The sequence below is a fragment of the Cystobacter fuscus genome (assembly GCF_002305875.1).
GTDB lineage: Bacteria > Myxococcota > Myxococcia > Myxococcales > Myxococcaceae > Cystobacter > Cystobacter fuscus_A.
In genome coordinates this window covers 1,751,981-1,768,856 of the sequence record NZ_CP022098.1, presented here as the reverse complement: position 1 = coordinate 1,768,856, position 16,876 = coordinate 1,751,981, and the positions used below count along the sequence as shown (strand labels likewise).

Annotated in this window: 15 protein-coding genes; 11 read left to right on the top strand and 4 right to left on the bottom strand. The window is 70.4% G+C overall.

What is annotated here, in order from left to right:
- Positions 1 to 141 precede the first annotated feature (141 nt).
- Positions 142 to 1,407 carry a hypothetical protein gene (locus CYFUS_RS07405; protein ID WP_232537419.1) on the bottom strand — a complete coding sequence of 422 codons (1,266 nt, stop codon included), beginning with the start codon at positions 1,405 to 1,407 and terminating at the stop codon, positions 142 to 144.
- A 115-nt stretch (positions 1,408 to 1,522) separates the two neighbouring features.
- Between CYFUS_RS07405 and CYFUS_RS07400 the strand changes: the two genes are divergently transcribed.
- The 7 genes from CYFUS_RS07400 to CYFUS_RS07370 all read left to right on the top strand — a co-directional run bounded on the left by CYFUS_RS07400 (position 1,523) and on the right by CYFUS_RS07370 (position 8,619).
- Complete coding sequence (locus CYFUS_RS07400; RefSeq protein WP_095984600.1) at positions 1,523 to 2,938, top strand: hypothetical protein; 1,416 nt, start codon at positions 1,523 to 1,525, stop codon at positions 2,936 to 2,938.
- 21 nt (positions 2,939 to 2,959) lie between these two features.
- Complete coding sequence (locus tag CYFUS_RS07395; RefSeq protein ID WP_095984599.1) at positions 2,960 to 4,522, top strand: acyl-CoA carboxylase subunit beta; 1,563 nt, start codon at positions 2,960 to 2,962, stop codon at positions 4,520 to 4,522.
- 97 nt (positions 4,523 to 4,619) lie between these two features.
- Positions 4,620 to 5,222, top strand: a complete 603-nt coding sequence (locus tag CYFUS_RS07390; protein WP_095984598.1) for a malonic semialdehyde reductase — start codon at positions 4,620 to 4,622, stop codon at positions 5,220 to 5,222.
- 129 nt (positions 5,223 to 5,351) lie between these two features.
- Entirely contained in the window at positions 5,352 to 5,984 is a 633-nt protein-coding gene (locus CYFUS_RS07385; protein ID WP_095984597.1) for a hypothetical protein, read from the top strand.
- 50 nt (positions 5,985 to 6,034) lie between these two features.
- Entirely contained in the window at positions 6,035 to 7,546 is a 1,512-nt protein-coding gene (gene accC / locus CYFUS_RS07380; RefSeq protein ID WP_095984596.1) for an acetyl-CoA carboxylase biotin carboxylase subunit, read from the top strand.
- Positions 7,547 to 7,576: 30 nt separating this feature from the next.
- Positions 7,577 to 8,086: an acetyl-CoA carboxylase biotin carboxyl carrier protein subunit gene (locus CYFUS_RS53805; protein WP_095984595.1), complete on the top strand. Its 510-nt coding sequence runs from the start codon at positions 7,577 to 7,579 to the stop codon at positions 8,084 to 8,086.
- 17 nt (positions 8,087 to 8,103) lie between these two features.
- On the top strand, positions 8,104 to 8,619 hold the full coding sequence (locus tag CYFUS_RS07370; RefSeq protein WP_095984594.1) for a YfbM family protein: 516 nt from the start codon (positions 8,104 to 8,106) through the stop codon (positions 8,617 to 8,619).
- Between the two features lie 2 nt (positions 8,620 to 8,621).
- Here the strand turns inward: CYFUS_RS07370 and CYFUS_RS07365 are convergent, their stop codons facing one another.
- A complete protein-coding gene (locus tag CYFUS_RS07365) occupies positions 8,622 to 9,389 on the bottom strand; it encodes a TSUP family transporter (protein WP_095984593.1) in 768 nt (255 codons plus the stop codon).
- Between the two features lie 83 nt (positions 9,390 to 9,472).
- On the opposite strand from CYFUS_RS07365, the gene CYFUS_RS07360 reads away from it, so the two are divergent.
- Complete coding sequence (locus tag CYFUS_RS07360) at positions 9,473 to 10,279, top strand: hypothetical protein (protein ID WP_095984592.1); 807 nt, start codon at positions 9,473 to 9,475, stop codon at positions 10,277 to 10,279.
- 121 nt (positions 10,280 to 10,400) lie between these two features.
- Here the strand turns inward: CYFUS_RS07360 and CYFUS_RS51625 are convergent, their stop codons facing one another.
- Positions 10,401 to 10,748, bottom strand: a complete 348-nt coding sequence (locus tag CYFUS_RS51625; protein ID WP_198316489.1) for a hypothetical protein — start codon at positions 10,746 to 10,748, stop codon at positions 10,401 to 10,403.
- Positions 10,749 to 11,691: 943 nt separating this feature from the next.
- Between CYFUS_RS51625 and CYFUS_RS51620 the strand changes: the two genes are divergently transcribed.
- Together CYFUS_RS51620 and yhbY are read left to right on the top strand one after the other, a co-directional pair.
- Positions 11,692 to 13,674, top strand: a complete 1,983-nt coding sequence (locus CYFUS_RS51620) for a DUF4388 domain-containing protein (protein ID WP_232537771.1) — start codon at positions 11,692 to 11,694, stop codon at positions 13,672 to 13,674.
- A gap of 55 nt (positions 13,675 to 13,729) precedes the next feature.
- Entirely contained in the window at positions 13,730 to 14,020 is a 291-nt protein-coding gene (gene yhbY / locus CYFUS_RS07350; RefSeq protein WP_095984591.1) for a ribosome assembly RNA-binding protein YhbY, read from the top strand.
- Between the two features lie 6 nt (positions 14,021 to 14,026).
- On the opposite strand, the gene CYFUS_RS07345 is transcribed toward yhbY, so the two are convergent.
- On the bottom strand, positions 14,027 to 15,331 hold the full coding sequence (locus CYFUS_RS07345) for a neutral/alkaline non-lysosomal ceramidase N-terminal domain-containing protein (RefSeq protein ID WP_095984590.1): 1,305 nt from the start codon (positions 15,329 to 15,331) through the stop codon (positions 14,027 to 14,029).
- 145 nt (positions 15,332 to 15,476) lie between these two features.
- Here CYFUS_RS07345 and purF point away from each other — a divergent pair, with 145 nt between their 5' ends.
- Positions 15,477 to 16,874: an amidophosphoribosyltransferase gene (gene purF, locus CYFUS_RS07340; RefSeq protein ID WP_095984589.1), complete on the top strand. Its 1,398-nt coding sequence runs from the start codon at positions 15,477 to 15,479 to the stop codon at positions 16,872 to 16,874.
- Positions 16,875 to 16,876 lie beyond the last annotated feature (2 nt).

Below are 16,876 nucleotides of genomic sequence, written 5' to 3'. Positions count from 1 at the left end.
TGGCCGGTGGTTCAATCCAGGCTCCGTGGAATTCAATCCGTTCTCCGGCTTCGCCGCGATTGGTGGAGGCATGGTCTGGCGTGTCACGACCTCTCGGCGAACAGGCCGCGCGGACAGCATTTCCACGGAGCGCGCCATCACTCAGTTGTCGAAGTAGGGCGAAAGCGGACCCGCCCAGAGACTGGGTACGTCTCGCGCGTTGGTGCCAGATGCAGGGGTCGGTTGATATGCGCGAAACTCGCCGTTCGCGGTGCCGACCTGCGGAAACAACAGGCGTTGAGAGTAATCCATCTTCATGATTTCGACGGAGCCGGTGGAGCTCACCGTATAGCTCTGCCCCACGGCAACCGACACGGCGGTGGGCACCGTGCACTTGCGGAAACCATAGCCTTGCGAGGGCGTGCAGCTCGACTGCGCGCCAGTCGACGTGTTCCTGATCGTCAGGGTGCCCACGTTCGTACCCGATGCGATGAATCCGCCGAGTTCGGTGAAGGTACGGGCATAACGCGCGTTCGCGTACGCGACAGTACAGCCGACGCAATCCGTCAAGTAGGCATAGTAGGGTTGCCCTCCCAGGTTCGTACCGTTCGACAACCGGAAACCGTATTGCGGCAACCGCGTTGCCGGATGCGCGGTGTCGTGGTCGTTCATGTAGGAACGGTACTGGCCATTGGCGGAGCCATATCGCCACGTGCCGCCATTATCCTCGGACCAGGCCACATGTTCGCGTGGATCGAGTGACAGGAGGGCGCCAGTCGCCGTCGCGCTCAACTCATTGCGAGCATGGGGGCCCGCCAGGGCGGTGTCGGCGAGCGGCGCGTTGAACGAGAAGAAGTTGGTCGCCGGGCTGGCGTGTGCATTGCTCACAATCAATCCGTACATCGTCCCGCCTTGGAGCGTCGCGGGAGTGTTCACCCAGGCGAGAACCGGGATCGCGTCATTGAACTCCGCCTTGGCCTCATTGTGACGGGTGCAGCCGTTGACGGTTTCCGTGGCGATCACGTTCGCCGGAAGCCCCGTGGTGGGGTTGATCTGCACGAGACTCCCGCGAAGAAGCCCGCCGTCTCCAGCGCCATAACCCGCATTGTTGGCGTCCCAGCAAGTCGCGCCGCGCAACTTGAAGCCGAAGTAGAACCGGTCGATGGTGATGGTGCTGGTTGGCACGAAGCGCAGCAGCGTCCGATAGTTCGCGGCTTTCAACGGCGAGTCGTTGACGTTCTCGATTCCGATTGGAATCGAGGCGGCCCTTCCACCCGCTGCCACGGCCACTGCCGCGACCGCTGCTGGTGCTGGGTTTCCATCCACCCACCGGGGGTTGCCGTCGTCGTTGCCGCCACCACACGCGGTGAACAGGGCCACCGAGGTGGCAAGCGCGGCGCTCAGCGTCGAGGATCGAAATGGAGTCATGATTGGCATGGTAGGCAGGTGCCGGAGCGCGCGTCCGGAAAAGCGGAGAGGTTCCCGCGCTCCCTCCGCCCCCCGCCTTGACAGGGCACCGCCCCCCTTGTTCTCACCTGAAGCCATGCTCTGCCTCGTCCTCGCGGCCTCGCTCGCCGCCGCTCCCGCGCCCCGCGCCGCCACCGCCACGGAAACCCTCGTCCATATCCCCCGGATGGATGCGATCCAGGGCCTCACCGCCTTCCTCGAACGGGCGGGCGAGCCCGCCGCGATGCTGCGGCCCGATGTCTGGTTCGCCGAGCTCCACCCCTTCCTCTCGCTCGATCCCCGCCAGCCCGACACCCTCACCCGCGCGGGCATCGATCCCGCCAGCCCCCTCACCCTGTCCCTGCTGTCCTCGGGTCGCATCTCCTGCACGCGCCTGGCCGACCCCAAGCTCTTCCAGGAGCGGGCCGCCGCGATGCTCCAGACCGCCAACCCCAAGGTGACGGAGGTGAAGCCCACCACCAGCGCGGGCATCACCTCCGTGCTCGTTCCCCGCGACTCCGGAGGCGACATCGGCTACGCCCTCAAGGGGAAGGAGGCGTGTGCCTTCGCGAGCGTGGGCGGGGGCTTCGTCGACGACGGCCAGGGCAAGGTGCTGTTCAAGGAGGCCTCGCGGCTGGTGGGCCTGACGCCCAAGGCCGACGCCCGGATGGTCAAGCTCCCCGGCACCGTCTACGTGTCCATCCCCAAACGCGGCCTCACCATGGGCCTGGACGGCTCCGCCACGGCGCTCCAGGTGGAGGGCACGGGCACGAACCTGCCTCTGCCCGCCTTCCAGTCCTCGGGCACGAGCCCCTACGGCACCATGATGCCCACCGGGCTGCTCTTCTCGCGCGCCCGCCTCGGCCCCGCCGGCGTGTCCGACGCCATGGACCACGTGCGCGCCCTCCTCCAGCAGATCTGCCCCGCCTGTCCCCAGGCCGAGCTGTCCTCCATCACGCGCGCGGTGAGCGGGCGGCTCACGGGCCACGTGCTGATCGCGGTGGACGGGGTGCGCCCACGGCCCAACCTGCGCACCCCCGACGGCCGCTTCTTCGCATCGCGTCAAGCGCTCGTCGCCGAGGTGACGGACCCGGCCGCGGTGAAGAGCGCGCTCGCCCCGCTCGCGAAGTTCCCCGGCGCCCGGGTGCTCGAGGATGGATATTCGCTGGACGTGAAGGGAGGCACCGTCTTCCTGCGCACCCGGGGCCGGCACCTCGCCCTGGGCAACGACGAGACCGTGGCCTCCAGCCTGCTCGCCGTCGTGCCCGCACAAGGCGCGAAGCCGCCCCACGCCGTGGACTTCACCGTGGACCCGGCCCGGTTGGCCAGCGGCCTCAAGCAGGTGTCCCTGATGGACGTGATCAGCGACAAGCGCCTCGCCGGCATCTTCACCGTGGGGCTCGAGCTGGGCCCCCTGCTCGCCCGGAGCAAGGGTATCGAGGGTTGGCTCGACAGCCTTCCGGGGGGAGGCCATCGCTTCTCCAGCCGCTGGACGCTGCCCGCCACGCCCTGATCGTGCTAGATGCGCGGACCTATGGACGGAACCTCGGAAACGGATCCCCTTCGCGCCCGGCTGCGGCAGTTGGAGAAGCAGGCGGAGCTGGGCGGCGGCGCCGACCGCATCGCCAAACAGCACGAGGCCGGCAAGCTCACGGCCCGCGAGCGCATCGACCTGCTGCTCGACCCCGGCTCCTTCACGGAGATGGACAAGTTCGTCACCCACCGCAGCAGTGACTTCGGCATGGGCGACAAGAAGATCCCGGGCGACGGCGTCGTCACCGGCTACGGCACCGTCGAGGGCCGGCAGGTGTTCGTCTTCGCCCAGGACTTCACCGTCTTCGGCGGCTCGCTCTCCGGCGCCTATGCCCAGAAGATCTGCAAGATCATGGACATGGCCATGCGCGTGGGCGCGCCCGTCATCGGACTGAACGACTCGGGCGGCGCGCGCATCCAGGAGGGCGTGGAGAGCCTCGCGGGCTACGCGGACATCTTCCTGCGCAACACGCTCGCCTCGGGCGTGGTGCCGCAGATCTCCCTCATCCTGGGTCCGTGCGCGGGGGGCGCGGTGTACTCGCCCGCCATCACCGACTTCATCCTCATGGTGAAGGACACCTCCTACATGTTCATCACCGGCCCGGACGTCATCAAGACGGTGACGCACCAGGAGGTGACGAAGGAGGAGCTGGGCGGCGCGCTCGCGCACAACCAGAAGTCGGGCGTGGCGCACTTCGCCGCGGAGAACGAGCAGGCCGCCATCGCCATGACGCGCGAGCTGCTCTCCTACCTGCCCTCCAACAACCAGCAGGATCCGCCGGCCCAGCCCACCGAGGACGACCCCTTCCGCGCGGAGGACAGCCTCAAGACGGTGGTGCCGAGCAACCCCAACAAGCCCTACGACGTGAAGGAGATCCTCCGCGCCGTGGTGGACGACCGGCACTTCTTCGAGGTGCAGGAGCACTTCGCCAAGAACATGGTGGTGGGCTTCGCGCGCATGAACGGGCGCTCGGTGGGGCTCGTGGCCAACCAGCCGGCGGTGCTCGCGGGCTGCCTGGACATCGACGCGAGCGTGAAGGCGGCGCGCTTCGTGCGCTTCTGCGACTGCTTCAACATCCCGCTCGTCACCTTGGTGGACGTGCCGGGCTTCCTGCCGGGGACGGACCAGGAGTGGGGCGGCATCATCACCCACGGCGCCAAGCTGCTCTACGCCTTCGCCGAGGCCACCGTGCCCAAGGTGACGCTCATCACCCGCAAGGCGTACGGCGGGGCCTATGACGTCATGGCCTCCAAGCACATCCGCGCGGACATCAACTACGCCTGGCCCACCGCGGAGATCGCCGTCATGGGCCCCGAGGGCGCCGTCAACATCATCTTCCGCGAGGAGATCAAGCGCGCCCCGGACGCCAACGCCGAGCGCACCCGGCTGGTGAACGACTACCGCGAGAAGTTCGCCAATCCCTTCAAGGCGGCGGAGCTCGGCTACATCGACGAGGTCATCCGCCCCGAGGAGACGCGCGCCAAGGTCATCCGCGCCCTGGAGATGCTCAAGAACAAGCGCCAGGAGAACCCTCCGCGCAAGCACGGCAACATCCCGCTCTGAGCGGCTCGCCGGGGGCCTCGTCACACAGGGGCCCCCCACGACGCACCGCATCCATCCGCGCTTGCGTGCTACCGGATGAGCCGTTAGGGAGGGGCGCATGGCCAACCCACGCCCGTCCCTCGATGATGCCTCCCTGAACACCCTCTTCAACGACGCGCGCAGCCACAACGCGTGGCTCGACCGCCCGGTGGAGGACACCGTCCTCAAGCGCCTCTACGAGCTCGCGCGCATGGGCCCCACGGCCGCCAACGCGCAGCCCCTGCGACTGGTGTTCGTCAAGAGCCAGGCCGCCAAGGAGAAGCTCAAGCCCGCGCTCTCCGCCGGCAACGTGGACAAGACGATGAACGCGCCGGTGACGGCCATCGTCGCGTACGACACCGAGTTCTACGAGCAGATGCCCAAGCTGTTCCCCGCCCGGGACATGAAGCCCATGTTCCTGGGAATGCCGTCCGAGGCACGTGAGAAGTCCGCCTACATGAACAGCAGCCTCCAGGGCGCCTACCTCATCCTCGCGGCCCGGGGCCTGGGCCTGGACTGCGGCCCCATGGCGGGCTTCGACAACGCCAAGGTGGACGCCACGTTCTTCCCGGACGGCAAGTGGAAGAGCAACTTCCTGCTCAACCTGGGCTACGGCGACCCGGCCAGGCTCTTCCCGCGCAACCCCCGTCTGGACTTCGCCGACGCCTGCCGGATTGAATGAGGGCTCCCCGGCTTGCGAAAGCAGGCAGGCAGTCGAAGACTATCTCCTGAAAATTCAGGGCGAATCCCCCGGGAAATTTTGGGGGGTGCGTTCGCGCTTCAAGGAGCGCACTCAATAAGGAGCCCCCGTTTGTCTCAACCCCGCCTGGTCCTCTTCCTCGCCGACATCGAAGGCAATCTCACCGCCCTGCGTCAGACGCTGTCCCGGGCGTGTGAGACCGCGCATGTCCCCCTGCCCGACGTGCGCTGGGTGGAGGCCGCCGCGCCCATGACCGACGCGGGCTGGCGCGTGGCCGAGGTGAAGCTGCAGCCCTCCGGCGGCAAGGCCGTCCCCGAGGACCACCTGGACTCGCTGGTGCGCGCCGTGGCGCGCGACTTCCGCGACCAGGCCGTGGGCCTCTACACCGACAAGGCCGGCAGCTACGGCCGCGCCTCCCTGAGCGAGCCCGGCCGCCCGTCCCGCTCGCTCGAGGGCGAGTACATCGACGTGGTGCGTCAGACGGCGCGGTGGCTCGGCGTGGAGGCGCCGGTGCTCGGCCGCCTGCTCGACGGAGGAGCGACCGCGCGCAACCTGCTCGCCGCGGCGGTGGACTTCGGCAACGATGCGCCCCCACAGGGCGCCGCCGCCCCGGGCAAGCCGAACCGGCGGGGTGAGCAGCCTCCCGCGCCGCCTCCGGAGCCGGACGAGGATGACCGCTTCGTCGAGGCGAAGCTGGTCGAGGCCCGCCGGCTGATGGAGCAGTACCTCAGCCACCGCAAGTAGCACGCGTCGAAAGGGCCGGGCGCCGCTCCCGTGTGCTAAAGGGGGCGCCCATGGCCAAGATTCGAAAAATCCTCGTCGCCAACCGCGGCGAGATCGCCGTCCGGGTGATGCGCACCTGCAAGGAGCTCGGCATCGCCACGGTGGCCGTCTACTCCGAGGCGGATCGCTCCGCCCTCCATGTGCGCACCGCCGACCAGGCCTTCCTCGTGGGTCCCCCGCCCTCGCGGGAGAGCTACCTCGTGCAGGAGCGCATCCTCGAGGCCGCCCGCCAGGCCGGCGCGGATGCCATCCACCCCGGCTACGGCTTCCTCTCGGAGAACGCGTCCTTCGTGCGCGCGTGCGAGAAGGCCGGCATCACCTTCATCGGGCCTCCCGCCAGCGCCATGGACGCCATGGGCGAGAAGACGCGCGCCCGGCAGAACATGATCAAGGTGGGCGTGCCCGTGGTGCCCGGCAGCACCGAGCCCTTCGCCAGCAGCGAGGAGGCGCGCGCCTACGCCGAGAAGATTGGCTTCCCCGTCATGCTCAAGGCCGCGGGTGGTGGCGGCGGCAAGGGCATGCGCCGCGTGGACCGGCTCGAGGACTTCGACTCCTCGTGGCGCGCCGCCAAGAGCGAGGCGCTCAACGCCTTCGGCAACGACGCCGTCTACATCGAGAAGTACCTGGAGAAGCCCCACCACGTGGAGATCCAGGTGTTCGCCGATGCGCATGGCAACACCATCCACTTGAATGAGCGCGAGTGCTCGGCGCAGCGCCGCCACCAGAAGGTGGTGGAGGAGACGCCCAGCCCCATCCTCTCGCCCGAGCTGCGCGCGAAGATGGGCGAGGTGGCGGTGAAGGCCGCCCAGGCGGTGGGCTACGTGGGCGCGGGCACGGTGGAGTTCCTCGTCGACGTGCACCGCAACTTCTACTTCCTGGAGATGAACACCCGGCTCCAGGTGGAGCACCCGGTGACGGAGTGGGTGACGGGGTTGGATCTGGTGGCCTGGCAGATCAAGGTCGCCGAGGGAGAGAAGCTCCCGCTCACCCGGGCGCCCACGCCCAACGGCCACGCCATCGAGGTGCGCATCTACGCGGAGGATCCGGGGCGCAACTTCATGCCGAGCCCCGGCCGCATCACCGAGCTGCGCGTGCCCGGCGGGCCCTACCTGCGCGACGACTCGGGCGTGTACCCCGGCTACACCGTGCCCAACTTCTATGATCCCATGATCTCCAAGCTGTCCGTGTGGGCCCCCACGCGCGCCGAGGCGATCGAGCGGGCGAAGCGGGCGCTGGACGAGTACGTGGTCAAGGGCATCACCGCCAACGTGCGCTACCTGCACGCCATCCTCTCGCACCCGGAGTTCACCGGGGGCGACTACGACACGGGCTTCCTGCCGCGCCAGCACGAGGCGCTGCTCGGCAAGACGGAAGATCCCCAGCTCACCGAGGCGGCGCTGCTGGCCAGCGTGGTGTACGCCTACCAGCGCGACCAGAAGCGGGCCAAGAGCCTGCCCCAGGCGCCCGCACAGGGCGAAGTGGGCATCTCCGCGTGGCGGCGGGCGCTGCGCCACGGCCGCTAGAACCGTCAACCCGGGACACGACAACGAGCCATGCGTTACTTCGCGAAGCTGCACGGACAGAAGGAAGCGGTGCCGGTGGACATCGAGCCCGCGGGAGACCACCGCTACAAGCTCACGCACGCGGGGAAGACCGTGGTGGTGGACGCGCTGGCGTTGGAGGGCGGCGCGCTGTCGCTGTTGATGGACGGTCACTCGTACAACGTCGAGTTCGACGAGGCGGGCGACGAGGTGCGGGTGCTCGTGCGCGGGCAGTGGTCGCGCATCGACGTGGCGGACGAGCGGCGGCTGCGGCTGCGCCAGGGCACGGCGGGCTTCAGCGTGGAGGGCAAGCAGCTCATCGCCGCGCCCATGCCCGGCAAGGTGGTCAAGGTGCTGGTGAAGCTCGGCGACGAGGTGAAGGAGGGCCAGGGGCTGGTGGTCGTCGAGGCGATGAAGATGGAGAACGAGCTGAAGAGCCCCAAGGCGGGCAAGGTGGTGGAGCTGCCCGCCAGGGAAGGCACCGCGGTGGAGATCAACGCGCGGCTCGTGGTGGTCGAGTAGCCTCCCCCGGAGGGGTGATGGAAATGCTCTGCACGTTGCGCAGTCTGACGGAGACCCAGCGCCGGGCGCTGCTCGCGGCGCCCGACCAGCTCGAGGCCTTCCTCGATGACGAGGAGGACTTCGGGGACGCGGAGGGCGCGCGCTTCCAGGAGCTGGACATCGGGGAGACGTGGCATGGCTTGCAGTACCTGCTCACGCACACCGCGTGGGAGGGCCAGGCCCCGCTGGACTTCCTCGTGCGCGGCGGCGAGGACGTGGGCGACATCCCCTCGGACGAGGGCACCGCGCGCCTGTTCACCCCCGCCCAGGTCCAGGAGCTGTCCCGGGCCCTCCAGGCGCTCCCCGCGAGCACGCTGCGCCAGCGCTACGAGCCGGCGCGCATGCAGCGCGAGGACATCTACCCGGGCTTCTGGGAGGAGCCTCCGCCGGATCTGGATCCCCAGGAGGAGCTGCTGTCCTACTTCGAGGAGCTGAAGAAGTTCGCGGCCAGCGTGGCCCGGCGCGGGCACGCGCTGCTCGTGTTCATCGGCTGAAGTCAGGCCATGAACACGTCGCGGCCCAGCTTGAGCACGAGCGCCACCACCACGGCCAGCACCACCTTGCGCACCAGCCGGTCGCCGCCGCGCACGGCGAGGTGCACGCCCAGCCACGCCCCGATGAACTGGGCGGCCGCCATGGGCAGCGCCACGTACCAGAGCACCAGCCCGCGCCAGGTGAAGAGGCACACCGCCGCGAAGTTCGTCGCGAAGTTCACCACCTTGGCGTCCGCCGAGGCCTGCGTCAGTCCATGCCCGAGCAGCCCCGAGAAGGCGATGATGAGGAAGGTGCCCGTCCCCGGCCCGAAGAAGCCGTCATAGGTGCCGATGACGAGAGCGATCACCGCGCCCAGCGCCCGCAGGCGCGCGAGCGGAGGCTCGGGCCGCTCCCCGGGCGGAGGTCCCCGGCGGAAGGCCAGGAAGGCGGCCACCACCACCAGCAGCGCGAGCACCACCGGCTTGAGCACCTCCGGGCGCATGAGCAACACCAACCCCGCGCCCATGAACGAGCCCACCAGCCCCAGCGGGAAGGTGATGGCGGCCAGCTCCCCACGCACCAGTCCCGCCCGCCAGAAGCGCACCAGTGATGCGATCGCGCCGAACACGGACTGGCCCTTGTTGGTGCCCAGGGCCACGTGGGGAGGCAGGCCGGTGGACAGGATGGCAGGCAGGGTGATCAACCCGCCCCCTCCGGCGATGGCATCCACCACACCCGCGGTAAGGGCCGCGACACACAACAGGGCGATCTGAAGCGGGGAGAGGTCCACGAGCGAGCACCTAGCACGTCCAAAGCTTGCGCGCGCGCCCACTCTGGGCGTCAATCGGGCCAAGACACCCCCGAGGTCCCCTCGTGCTCGCGTCCCTCGTTTCCATGATGACCGCCGCGTGGCTGATGGCCGCGCCCACGGAGGCGGCGGCCGGCCCCACCTGCCGCTCCATCGATGGGCACGTGGCGTGCGGCTACCAATGCAAGTCGGATGGGCAGCGCGTGCGGTGCGCGCAGACGCCCCAGGGCTCCTGCCAGGTCATTGACGGGCAGGCCATCTGCTTCGATCCGCCCGCCTACATCGTCCGGGTCTACGGCTCCGCGCTGCCCACGCCCGAGTGCAAGACGATCGACGGACAGGTGGCGTGCGGCTACCAGTGCGTCACGCAGTTCGGCAAGGTGCAGTGCGCGCGCACTCCGGCGGGCATCTGCGGCGGCCGCAATGGCGAGATCGTCTGCTTCGATCCGCCCCCCGAGGTGTACGCCTTGTATGGCCGGGAAGCGCCCCGCGCCGAGTGCAAGGGCTACGGCTCGGACCTGGCGTGTGGCTACAAATGCACCGTGGGCTCCGGCAAGGTGGCCTGCAATACGACGCCCATGGGGGTCTGCAAGAGCGACGGTTTGCAGCTCAAGTGCTTCGATCCGCCCGCCCAGGCGATCTGCGCGTGGGGCAAGTCGCTGCCCCCACTGGAGTGCCAGTCGAGCGATGGACACCCGGTGTGCGGCTACGGCTGCGTGAAGGCCTATGCCAGGGCGGCCTGCGCGAGCACGCCCAAGGGAATGTGCAAGGTGTTCGATAGCGAGGTGCACTGCTTCGACCCCCCCGCCGCCCAGGACGCGGACGCCGAATGTCTGAAGCTCATTGGAATGGCCACGTTGGATACCCCGTGAGACAAGCCCGGCAGCCAGCTTTCCCCGAGCCAATGGCGGGGTTAGCGTGGCCCAGGGCACACTAAGGAGCCGCACCCGCGATGGCCGAGGGAGACGTCCGGCAGTACTTCGTGAGGAATGATCAGGGCGCCATCTGGGGTCCCCTGGAATTGGCCACCATCGAGTTGCTCATCGACAACGGCGCCATCCAGGGACGGCTCCAGGTGTCCGAGGACGGCATCCACTTCGCCCAGCCCGGACTCTTCCCGCATCTGCGCGAGGCCTTCCCTCGCGAGATGTGGGGCGACGTCATCGCCCCGGGCCCCAGCACGCCCGTGCCCAGCAACCGCCCGCCCCACGCGGCCGCGCCCATGCCGCCCGCCACCCCACCGCCCGGAAGCGTGGGCGTGCCCATGGCGGGACCCGGTATCGCCCGCCCCCCCGTGGCGGCTCCCGGAGGCCCCGCCCCGGGACCTGGAGCCCGGCCCATGGCGCCGCCTCCGGGTGCACCTCGCCCGGGACCCGGCGCGGCTCCCCCGCCCGCTCGTCCCACCGCTCCCGGAGCCGCCCCCCACGGCGGCCCGGGTGCACCCCCCGGCGCAGGGCCTCGGCCCACGGCTCCTGGCGTACCCACCGCCGCCGCCCCCGGCGTCGCGACCCACGGTGCCCCGGGTGCGCCTCCCGGTGCAGGGCCTCGGCCCACGGCTCCTGGCGTACCCACCGCCGCCCCTGGAGCCGCCGGTCCTCGCCCCACGGCGCCCGGCGTGCCCACCGCCGCCGCTCCTGGCGTCGCGGGCCCCCGGCCCACGGCTCCTGGCGTGCCCACCGCCACCGCCCCCGGTGTCGCTCCCCACGGTGCCCCGGGTGTGCCTCCCGGTGCAGGGCCTCGGCCCACGGCTCCTGGCGTACCCACCGCCGCCGCTCCTGGTGTCGCCGGCCCCCGGCCCACGGCTCCTGGCGTGCCCACCGCCGCTCCTGGTGTCGCTCCCCACGGTGCCCCGGGTGTGCCTCCCGGTGCAGGGCCTCGGCCCACGGCTCCTGGCGTGCCCACTGCCACCGCTCCTGGTGTCGCCGGCCCACGGCCCACGGCTCCCGGAGTACCGACCGCCTCCCCTGGAGCCGCCGGTCCTCGCCCCACTGCTCCTGGAGTACCCACCGCTGCTGCTCCTGGCGTGCCCACCGCCGCTGCTCCTGGAGCCGCCGGTCCTCGCCCCACTGCTCCTGGAGTACCCACCGCTGCTGCTCCCGGCGTGCCCACCGCCGCTGCTCCTGGAGCCGCCGGTCCTCGCCCCACGGCGCCCGGCGTACCCACCGCCGCCGCCCCTGGAGCCGCCGGTCCTCGCCCCACGGCTCCTGGCGTGCCCACCGCCGCTGCTCCTGGCGTGCCCACCGCCGCTCCTGGAGCCGCTGGTCCTCGCCCCACGGCTCCTGGCGTGCCCACCGCCGCTGCTCCTGGCGTGCCCACCGCCGCCGCGCCCGGGGCTCCCCTTACCGCGCCAGCCCCCGCTTCCTTCGAGGCCACGGGCACTCCCGCCGCCTCGGCAACAGACGATCTCCCCACTCGCGGTCAGCTCTCGGCCATGTCGGCCGTGCGCCTCTATGGCCTCATCGCCGCGGGCAACCATACGGGTCTGCTCTCGCTCACCCTGGCCGATGGCACCCTCGGCATCCACTTCCGCAAGGGCAATCCCGAGCTCGTCGAGTCCTCCCATCCCGAGGATGCCCTGGGCTCCTGGCTCCTCCAGGCGAAGCTCGTCACCCCGGAACAACTCCAGCAGGCCGAGTCCGCCCGGAGCCGCTTCGGCGGCGAGGTGCTCGCGGCCCTCTTCGGCCTGGGGCTGCTCCAGCCCGCCTCCGCCTTCGCCCAGCTCGCCCAGCGCGCGCAGAACATCCTGCTCAAGGCCCTGCGCGCCGAGTCCGGCTCCTTCGCCTTCGAGGCCAGGGAGCTGCCCGCCGCCAAGGCGATGCCGCTGGGCAACAAGTGGGCCGTGCTCGGCGACCTCGTGCGCCGCATTCCCACCGCCGACCTGCGGCGCCTGTTGCAGCCCGTGCTCGCCCTGCCCGTGATGAAGTCCAACGGACGCGTGTCCACCGGAGATCTGCGGCTCACCCCGCATGAGGTGCGCGTACTCGCCTTCATCGACGGCGCGCGCTCCACGGCCCAGCTCATCCAGGATCTCCCCCAGGACGCCGACCATCTGCTGCGGCTCGTGTTCCTCCTCCGGGAACTCGACGGCGTGTCCTTCGCCGCCGTGCGGACGGCCCCGGCCTCCGGCCCCGCCACGCCATCCATGAGTGGCATCCCGGCCGCCAAACCCGCCGCTCCCTCGGCCCCGGCTCCCGCTGCCGCCAAGCCCGCCGCTCCCTCGGCTCCCGCCGCTGCCAAGCCCGCCGCTCCCCAGGGCCCCGCCACGCCCTCCATGAGTGGCGTCCCGGCCGCCAAACCCGCTGCTCCCGCGGCCCCGGCTCCCGCTGCCGCCAAACCCGCCGCTCCCTCGGCTCCCGCCGCTGCCAAGCCCGCCGCACCCTCGGCCCCAATCCCCGCCGCCAAGCCCGCCGCGCCCTCGGCCCCGGCTCCCGCTGCCGCCACGGCGAAGCCCGCTGCTCCCACGGCCCCTGCTCCCGCCGCCGCCGCCAAGCCCGCCGCTCCCTCGGCTCCGGCCCCCGCCGCCGCACCCTCGGCCAAACCCGAAGGTTCCGCTCCCGCGGCCCCGTCCGCTCCGGCTCCCGGCACGAGCGACATCGCAGCGCTCCAGGAGCTCGCCCAGAAGATGAAGGAGCAGAACCACTTCGAGCGCCTGGGCGTCGGCGCGGACACCAACGGCCCGGCGGTGCGCATCGCCTACTTCAAGCTGGCCAAGCTGTACCACCCGGACACGATCCCTCCCGGCGCGCCTCCCGAGATGGAGAAGCTCAAGGCCGACATCTTCGCCTACATCGGCGAGGCCCATCGCGCGCTCGCGGACGAGAAGAGCCGCGTCGCGTACATCGAGGAACTCAAGTCCGGCGGCAAGCAGGAGGCCGAGGTCGACGTGGTGGCCATCCTCAAGAGCGAGGAGCTGTTCCGCAAGGCGGGCGTCTACCTCAAGGGCCGCAAGTTCGCCGAGGCCGTCAAGCTGCTCGACGAGGCCATCCAGCTCAACGGCGAGGAAGCCGAGTTCTACGCCTGGCGCGGCTACGCCCGCTTCTTCACCTTCGAGGACAAGAAGGTGGGCTTCAACGAGGCCTACAAAGACATCCAGCTGTGTCTGAAGAAGAACGACAAGGTCGCCGCCGGGCACTACTTCCTGGGCGTCATCGCCAAGCTGTGCGGGGACATGAGCGGTGCGCTCAAGCACTTCCAGAAGACCGTGGAGCTGCAACCCAACCACATCGAGGCCCAGCGCGAGCTGCGCATGGCCGCGCAAAAGAAGTAGGGTGCGCCACCCCGGGAGCGCCACCGCGCGCCTCCCCACTTGAAGGAGAAGCATCTTGCCGTTGACCGGAAAGCAGCGCCGCCAGCTGCGCGCGCTGGGACATCACCTCGAACCCGTGGTCATCGTGGGCCAGGCGGGCGTCAGCGAGGGCGTCATCGCCGCCGTGACCCAGGCGCTCCACGACCACGAACTCATCAAGGTGAAGATCAACGAGGGCCCGGAGGAGCGCCACGAGGCCGCCGAGAAGCTCGTCCAGGGCACCGGCGCCGAGCTCGCCCAGTTGCTGGGCCGCACCGTGCTGCTCTTCAAGAAGCGGGACGAGGACTCGAAGTTCGACAAGCTCTAGCGCCGCTCACGGGGTGAAGCCCGCCGCCCGCGCGGCCAGCTCCGCTCCGGCGCCCAGTTGCTCCAACAACGTGGCGCCGAAGTACTGGCGGCGCGCCTCGCCCTCTCGCGCCCGCACGGCCTCGGGAGTCTCCACGTAGCCCACGTACCCGTCCGCCAGTCCCAGCACGTCGCGGGCGCCCGCGCGCCGGGCCAGGGACGACCCCGCCGCCACCGTGGGCTCGCCCGGCACCAGCAGCCACTCGAGCGGCCCCAGCCGCAGCGCCCCCACCTCGGTGCGGCGCGCGGACGAGGCACACAGGAAGTTGTCTCCCGCCGCCCGGGCATACGAGGGCACCAGCCGCGAGGCGTCCGGCCTCGGCAACGCCACCTCCACCCGCGCGAAGCCCAGCTCCGGACGCTCCACCGGCGCCGGCATCACCCGCGCCGCCAGCTCCGCCACGGCCCGCGCATACCCGTCCACGGACTCCAGACCCTCGCCCCCCTGCCCCACCGCCATGGCGTTGCCACTGGCCCCCTGGAGCAGGAGCGTCACCCCGCCCTCCGCCTCGCGCAGCTGACTCACGCGTCCGGGCCAGTCCGGATCCACCACGTCGCGCTTGCGCGGCACCATCGTGGGGTGCGAGGCGAACAGCAGCAGCTCCGCCACCGGCCCCCGCTCGCCGCGCAGCACCGCGCGCGTCAGGTTTCCATCCGGCGACTCTCCCCCCGAGCGCGAGCGCACCAGGCCAGGCTCGCGCGCCTCCCCCACCTCCAGGGAGACCTCGGTGAGCTGGGAGGCGGCCTGGCGCAGGGCCTCACTCGCCCCCTCCACCGCCGCCTTCAGCGAGGCCTCGCGAAAGCGCCCCGTCCCGCCAAGCTGAGCGGCCAGCCGGGCGTCATATCCGCCAAAGGAGGAGTGCGTGTGCGTGGCCACCACCACCACCGCGCCAAGCCCCAGGCTCGCGGTCCGCTCGCGTACCGCGGCCACGAGCGCATCGGGCACCAGCATCAACTCCAGCGACACCAGCCCCACCTTCATGTCACCCGCGGCCAGCACCACCGCGCGCGCCCGCGGAGGCAGACCCGCCCCGGTCGCCTCGGGAAGCGGCAGCCCGTAGCCGGCCACCACCACCGGATAGGGAGGCGCCAGGTCCACCCTCGCCGCACCGGCCCGCAGGGGACCCCCGGCACGCGCCTGGCCCACCAGTACGGGCACCCCCTCGCCCCAGCGTCCACACCAGTTCCAGGACGCGAGCGCATAGGCGCACCCGAGGGTCAACAGGGTCATTGCCACCAGGCCTCGCAGCCGTTGTCGCCAGGAAACAGACATGTGACGCAAGAGCCTATCCGGAGCCGGGAAATTCCCGGGGATCCTCTTGGGACTCCTGGATTCCGGTGTCACCTCGCGGAATACCTTCGAAGGAGGCAGCCGTTCTCCGTTCCGTTCAGCACCCGAAGGGGGTAAGGCACGCCGCATGTGTGGAATCTTCGGAATCGTCGGTCACCCAGAGGCTTCCAACCTGGCGTACCTGGGTCTGCATGCCTTGCAGCACCGGGGGCAGGAGTCCGCGGGCATCGTCGCCTCGGATGGGGAGCGCCTGCGCACGCACCTGTCCATGGGGCTCGTGGCGGACATCTTCACCGCGCCGGTCATCGAGTCGCTGCCGGGAGGAGCCGCCATCGGGCACGTGCGCTACTCCACCGCGGGCGGCAGCCGGCTGAAGAACGCCCAGCCCTTGAGCGTGGAGTACGTGGGTGGCCAGATGTCGGTCGCCCATAACGGCAACCTCGTCAACGCCGATGAGCTGCGCAAGTCGCTCGAGGCCGATGGCGCCATCTTCCAGTCGGACGCGGACACCGAGGTCATCATCCACCTCATCGCCCGCTCCAAGAAGGCCACCTTCGAGGACAAGGTCGTCGAGGCACTCTCGCGCGTGAAGGGCGCCTACAGCCTGCTCTTCCTCACCCAGAAGAAGCTCGTGGCGGTGAGAGATCCCTTCGGCTTCCGCCCGCTGGTGCTCGGCCGGCTCAAGAACAGCTGGGTGCTCGCCAGCGAGACGACGGCGTTGGATTTGATTGAAGCGGAGTTCATCCGCGAGCTCGAGGCCGGGGAGATGGTCGTCATCGACGAGGACGGCCTGCGCACCAGCAACCCCTTCCCGCCCACGCGCCTGGGCCGGTGCATCTTCGAGCACGTGTACTTCGCCAAGCCCGACTCGGTCCTCTTCGGCACCAGCGTGTACGAGACGCGCAAGGAGCTGGGCCGGCAGCTCGCGCGCGAGCAGCCCGTGCCGGGGGCGGACCTGGTCATCGCGGTGCCGGACTCGGGCGTGCCCGCGGCCATCGGCTACTCGCAGGCCAGCGGCATCCCCTATGACGTGGGCCTCATCCGCAGCCACTACGTGGGCCGCACCTTCATCGAGCCCCAGCAGTCCATCCGCCACTTCGGCGTGAAGCTCAAGCTGTCCGCGGTGCGCCAGGTGCTCAAGGGCAAGCGCGTGGTGGTGGTGGATGACTCCATCGTGCGCGGCACCACCAGCCGGAAGATCGTGAAGATGCTCAAGGCGGCGGGCGCCGTGGAGGTGCACCTGCGCATCTCCTCGCCCCCCACCCAGTGGCCCTGCTACTACGGCATCGACACGCCCAGCCGCCAGGAGCTCATCGCCTCCAGCCACTCCGTGGAGGAGATCGCCCGCTACGTGACGGCGGACTCGCTCGGCTACATCTCCCTGGAGGGCCTGGGCACCGCGGTGGGAGACCGCGAGCGCACCACCTTCTGCACCGCCTGCTTCTCCGGCAAGTACCTCACCGGCAACTTCGGTCCGGCCTCCACCAGCGAGGAGAAGCCCGGGCCCAAGCTCGTCAGCGCCTGAGG

What these genes read in the sequence shown, in the direction of transcription:
- CYFUS_RS07405 (WP_232537419.1), bottom strand. Translation starts at nt 1,407, where the DNA reads ATGACTCCATTTCGATCCTCGACGCTGAGCGCCGCGCTTGCCACCTCG.
- CYFUS_RS07400 (WP_095984600.1), top strand. Translation starts at nt 1,523, where the DNA reads ATGCTCTGCCTCGTCCTCGCGGCCTCGCTCGCCGCCGCTCCCGCGCCC.
- CYFUS_RS07395 (WP_095984599.1), top strand. Translation starts at nt 2,960, where the DNA reads ATGGACGGAACCTCGGAAACGGATCCCCTTCGCGCCCGGCTGCGGCAG.
- CYFUS_RS07390 (WP_095984598.1), top strand. Translation starts at nt 4,620, where the DNA reads ATGGCCAACCCACGCCCGTCCCTCGATGATGCCTCCCTGAACACCCTC.
- accC (WP_095984596.1), top strand. Translation starts at nt 6,035, where the DNA reads ATGGCCAAGATTCGAAAAATCCTCGTCGCCAACCGCGGCGAGATCGCC.
- CYFUS_RS53805 (WP_095984595.1), top strand. Translation starts at nt 7,577, where the DNA reads ATGCGTTACTTCGCGAAGCTGCACGGACAGAAGGAAGCGGTGCCGGTG.
- CYFUS_RS07370 (WP_095984594.1), top strand. Translation starts at nt 8,104, where the DNA reads ATGGAAATGCTCTGCACGTTGCGCAGTCTGACGGAGACCCAGCGCCGG.
- CYFUS_RS51625 (WP_198316489.1), bottom strand. Translation starts at nt 10,748, where the DNA reads ATGGGCCGGGCTCCAGGTCCCGGGGCGGGGCCTCCGGGAGCCGCCACG.
- CYFUS_RS07345 (WP_095984590.1), bottom strand. Translation starts at nt 15,331, where the DNA reads ATGTCTGTTTCCTGGCGACAACGGCTGCGAGGCCTGGTGGCAATGACC.
- purF (WP_095984589.1), top strand. Translation starts at nt 15,477, where the DNA reads ATGTGTGGAATCTTCGGAATCGTCGGTCACCCAGAGGCTTCCAACCTG.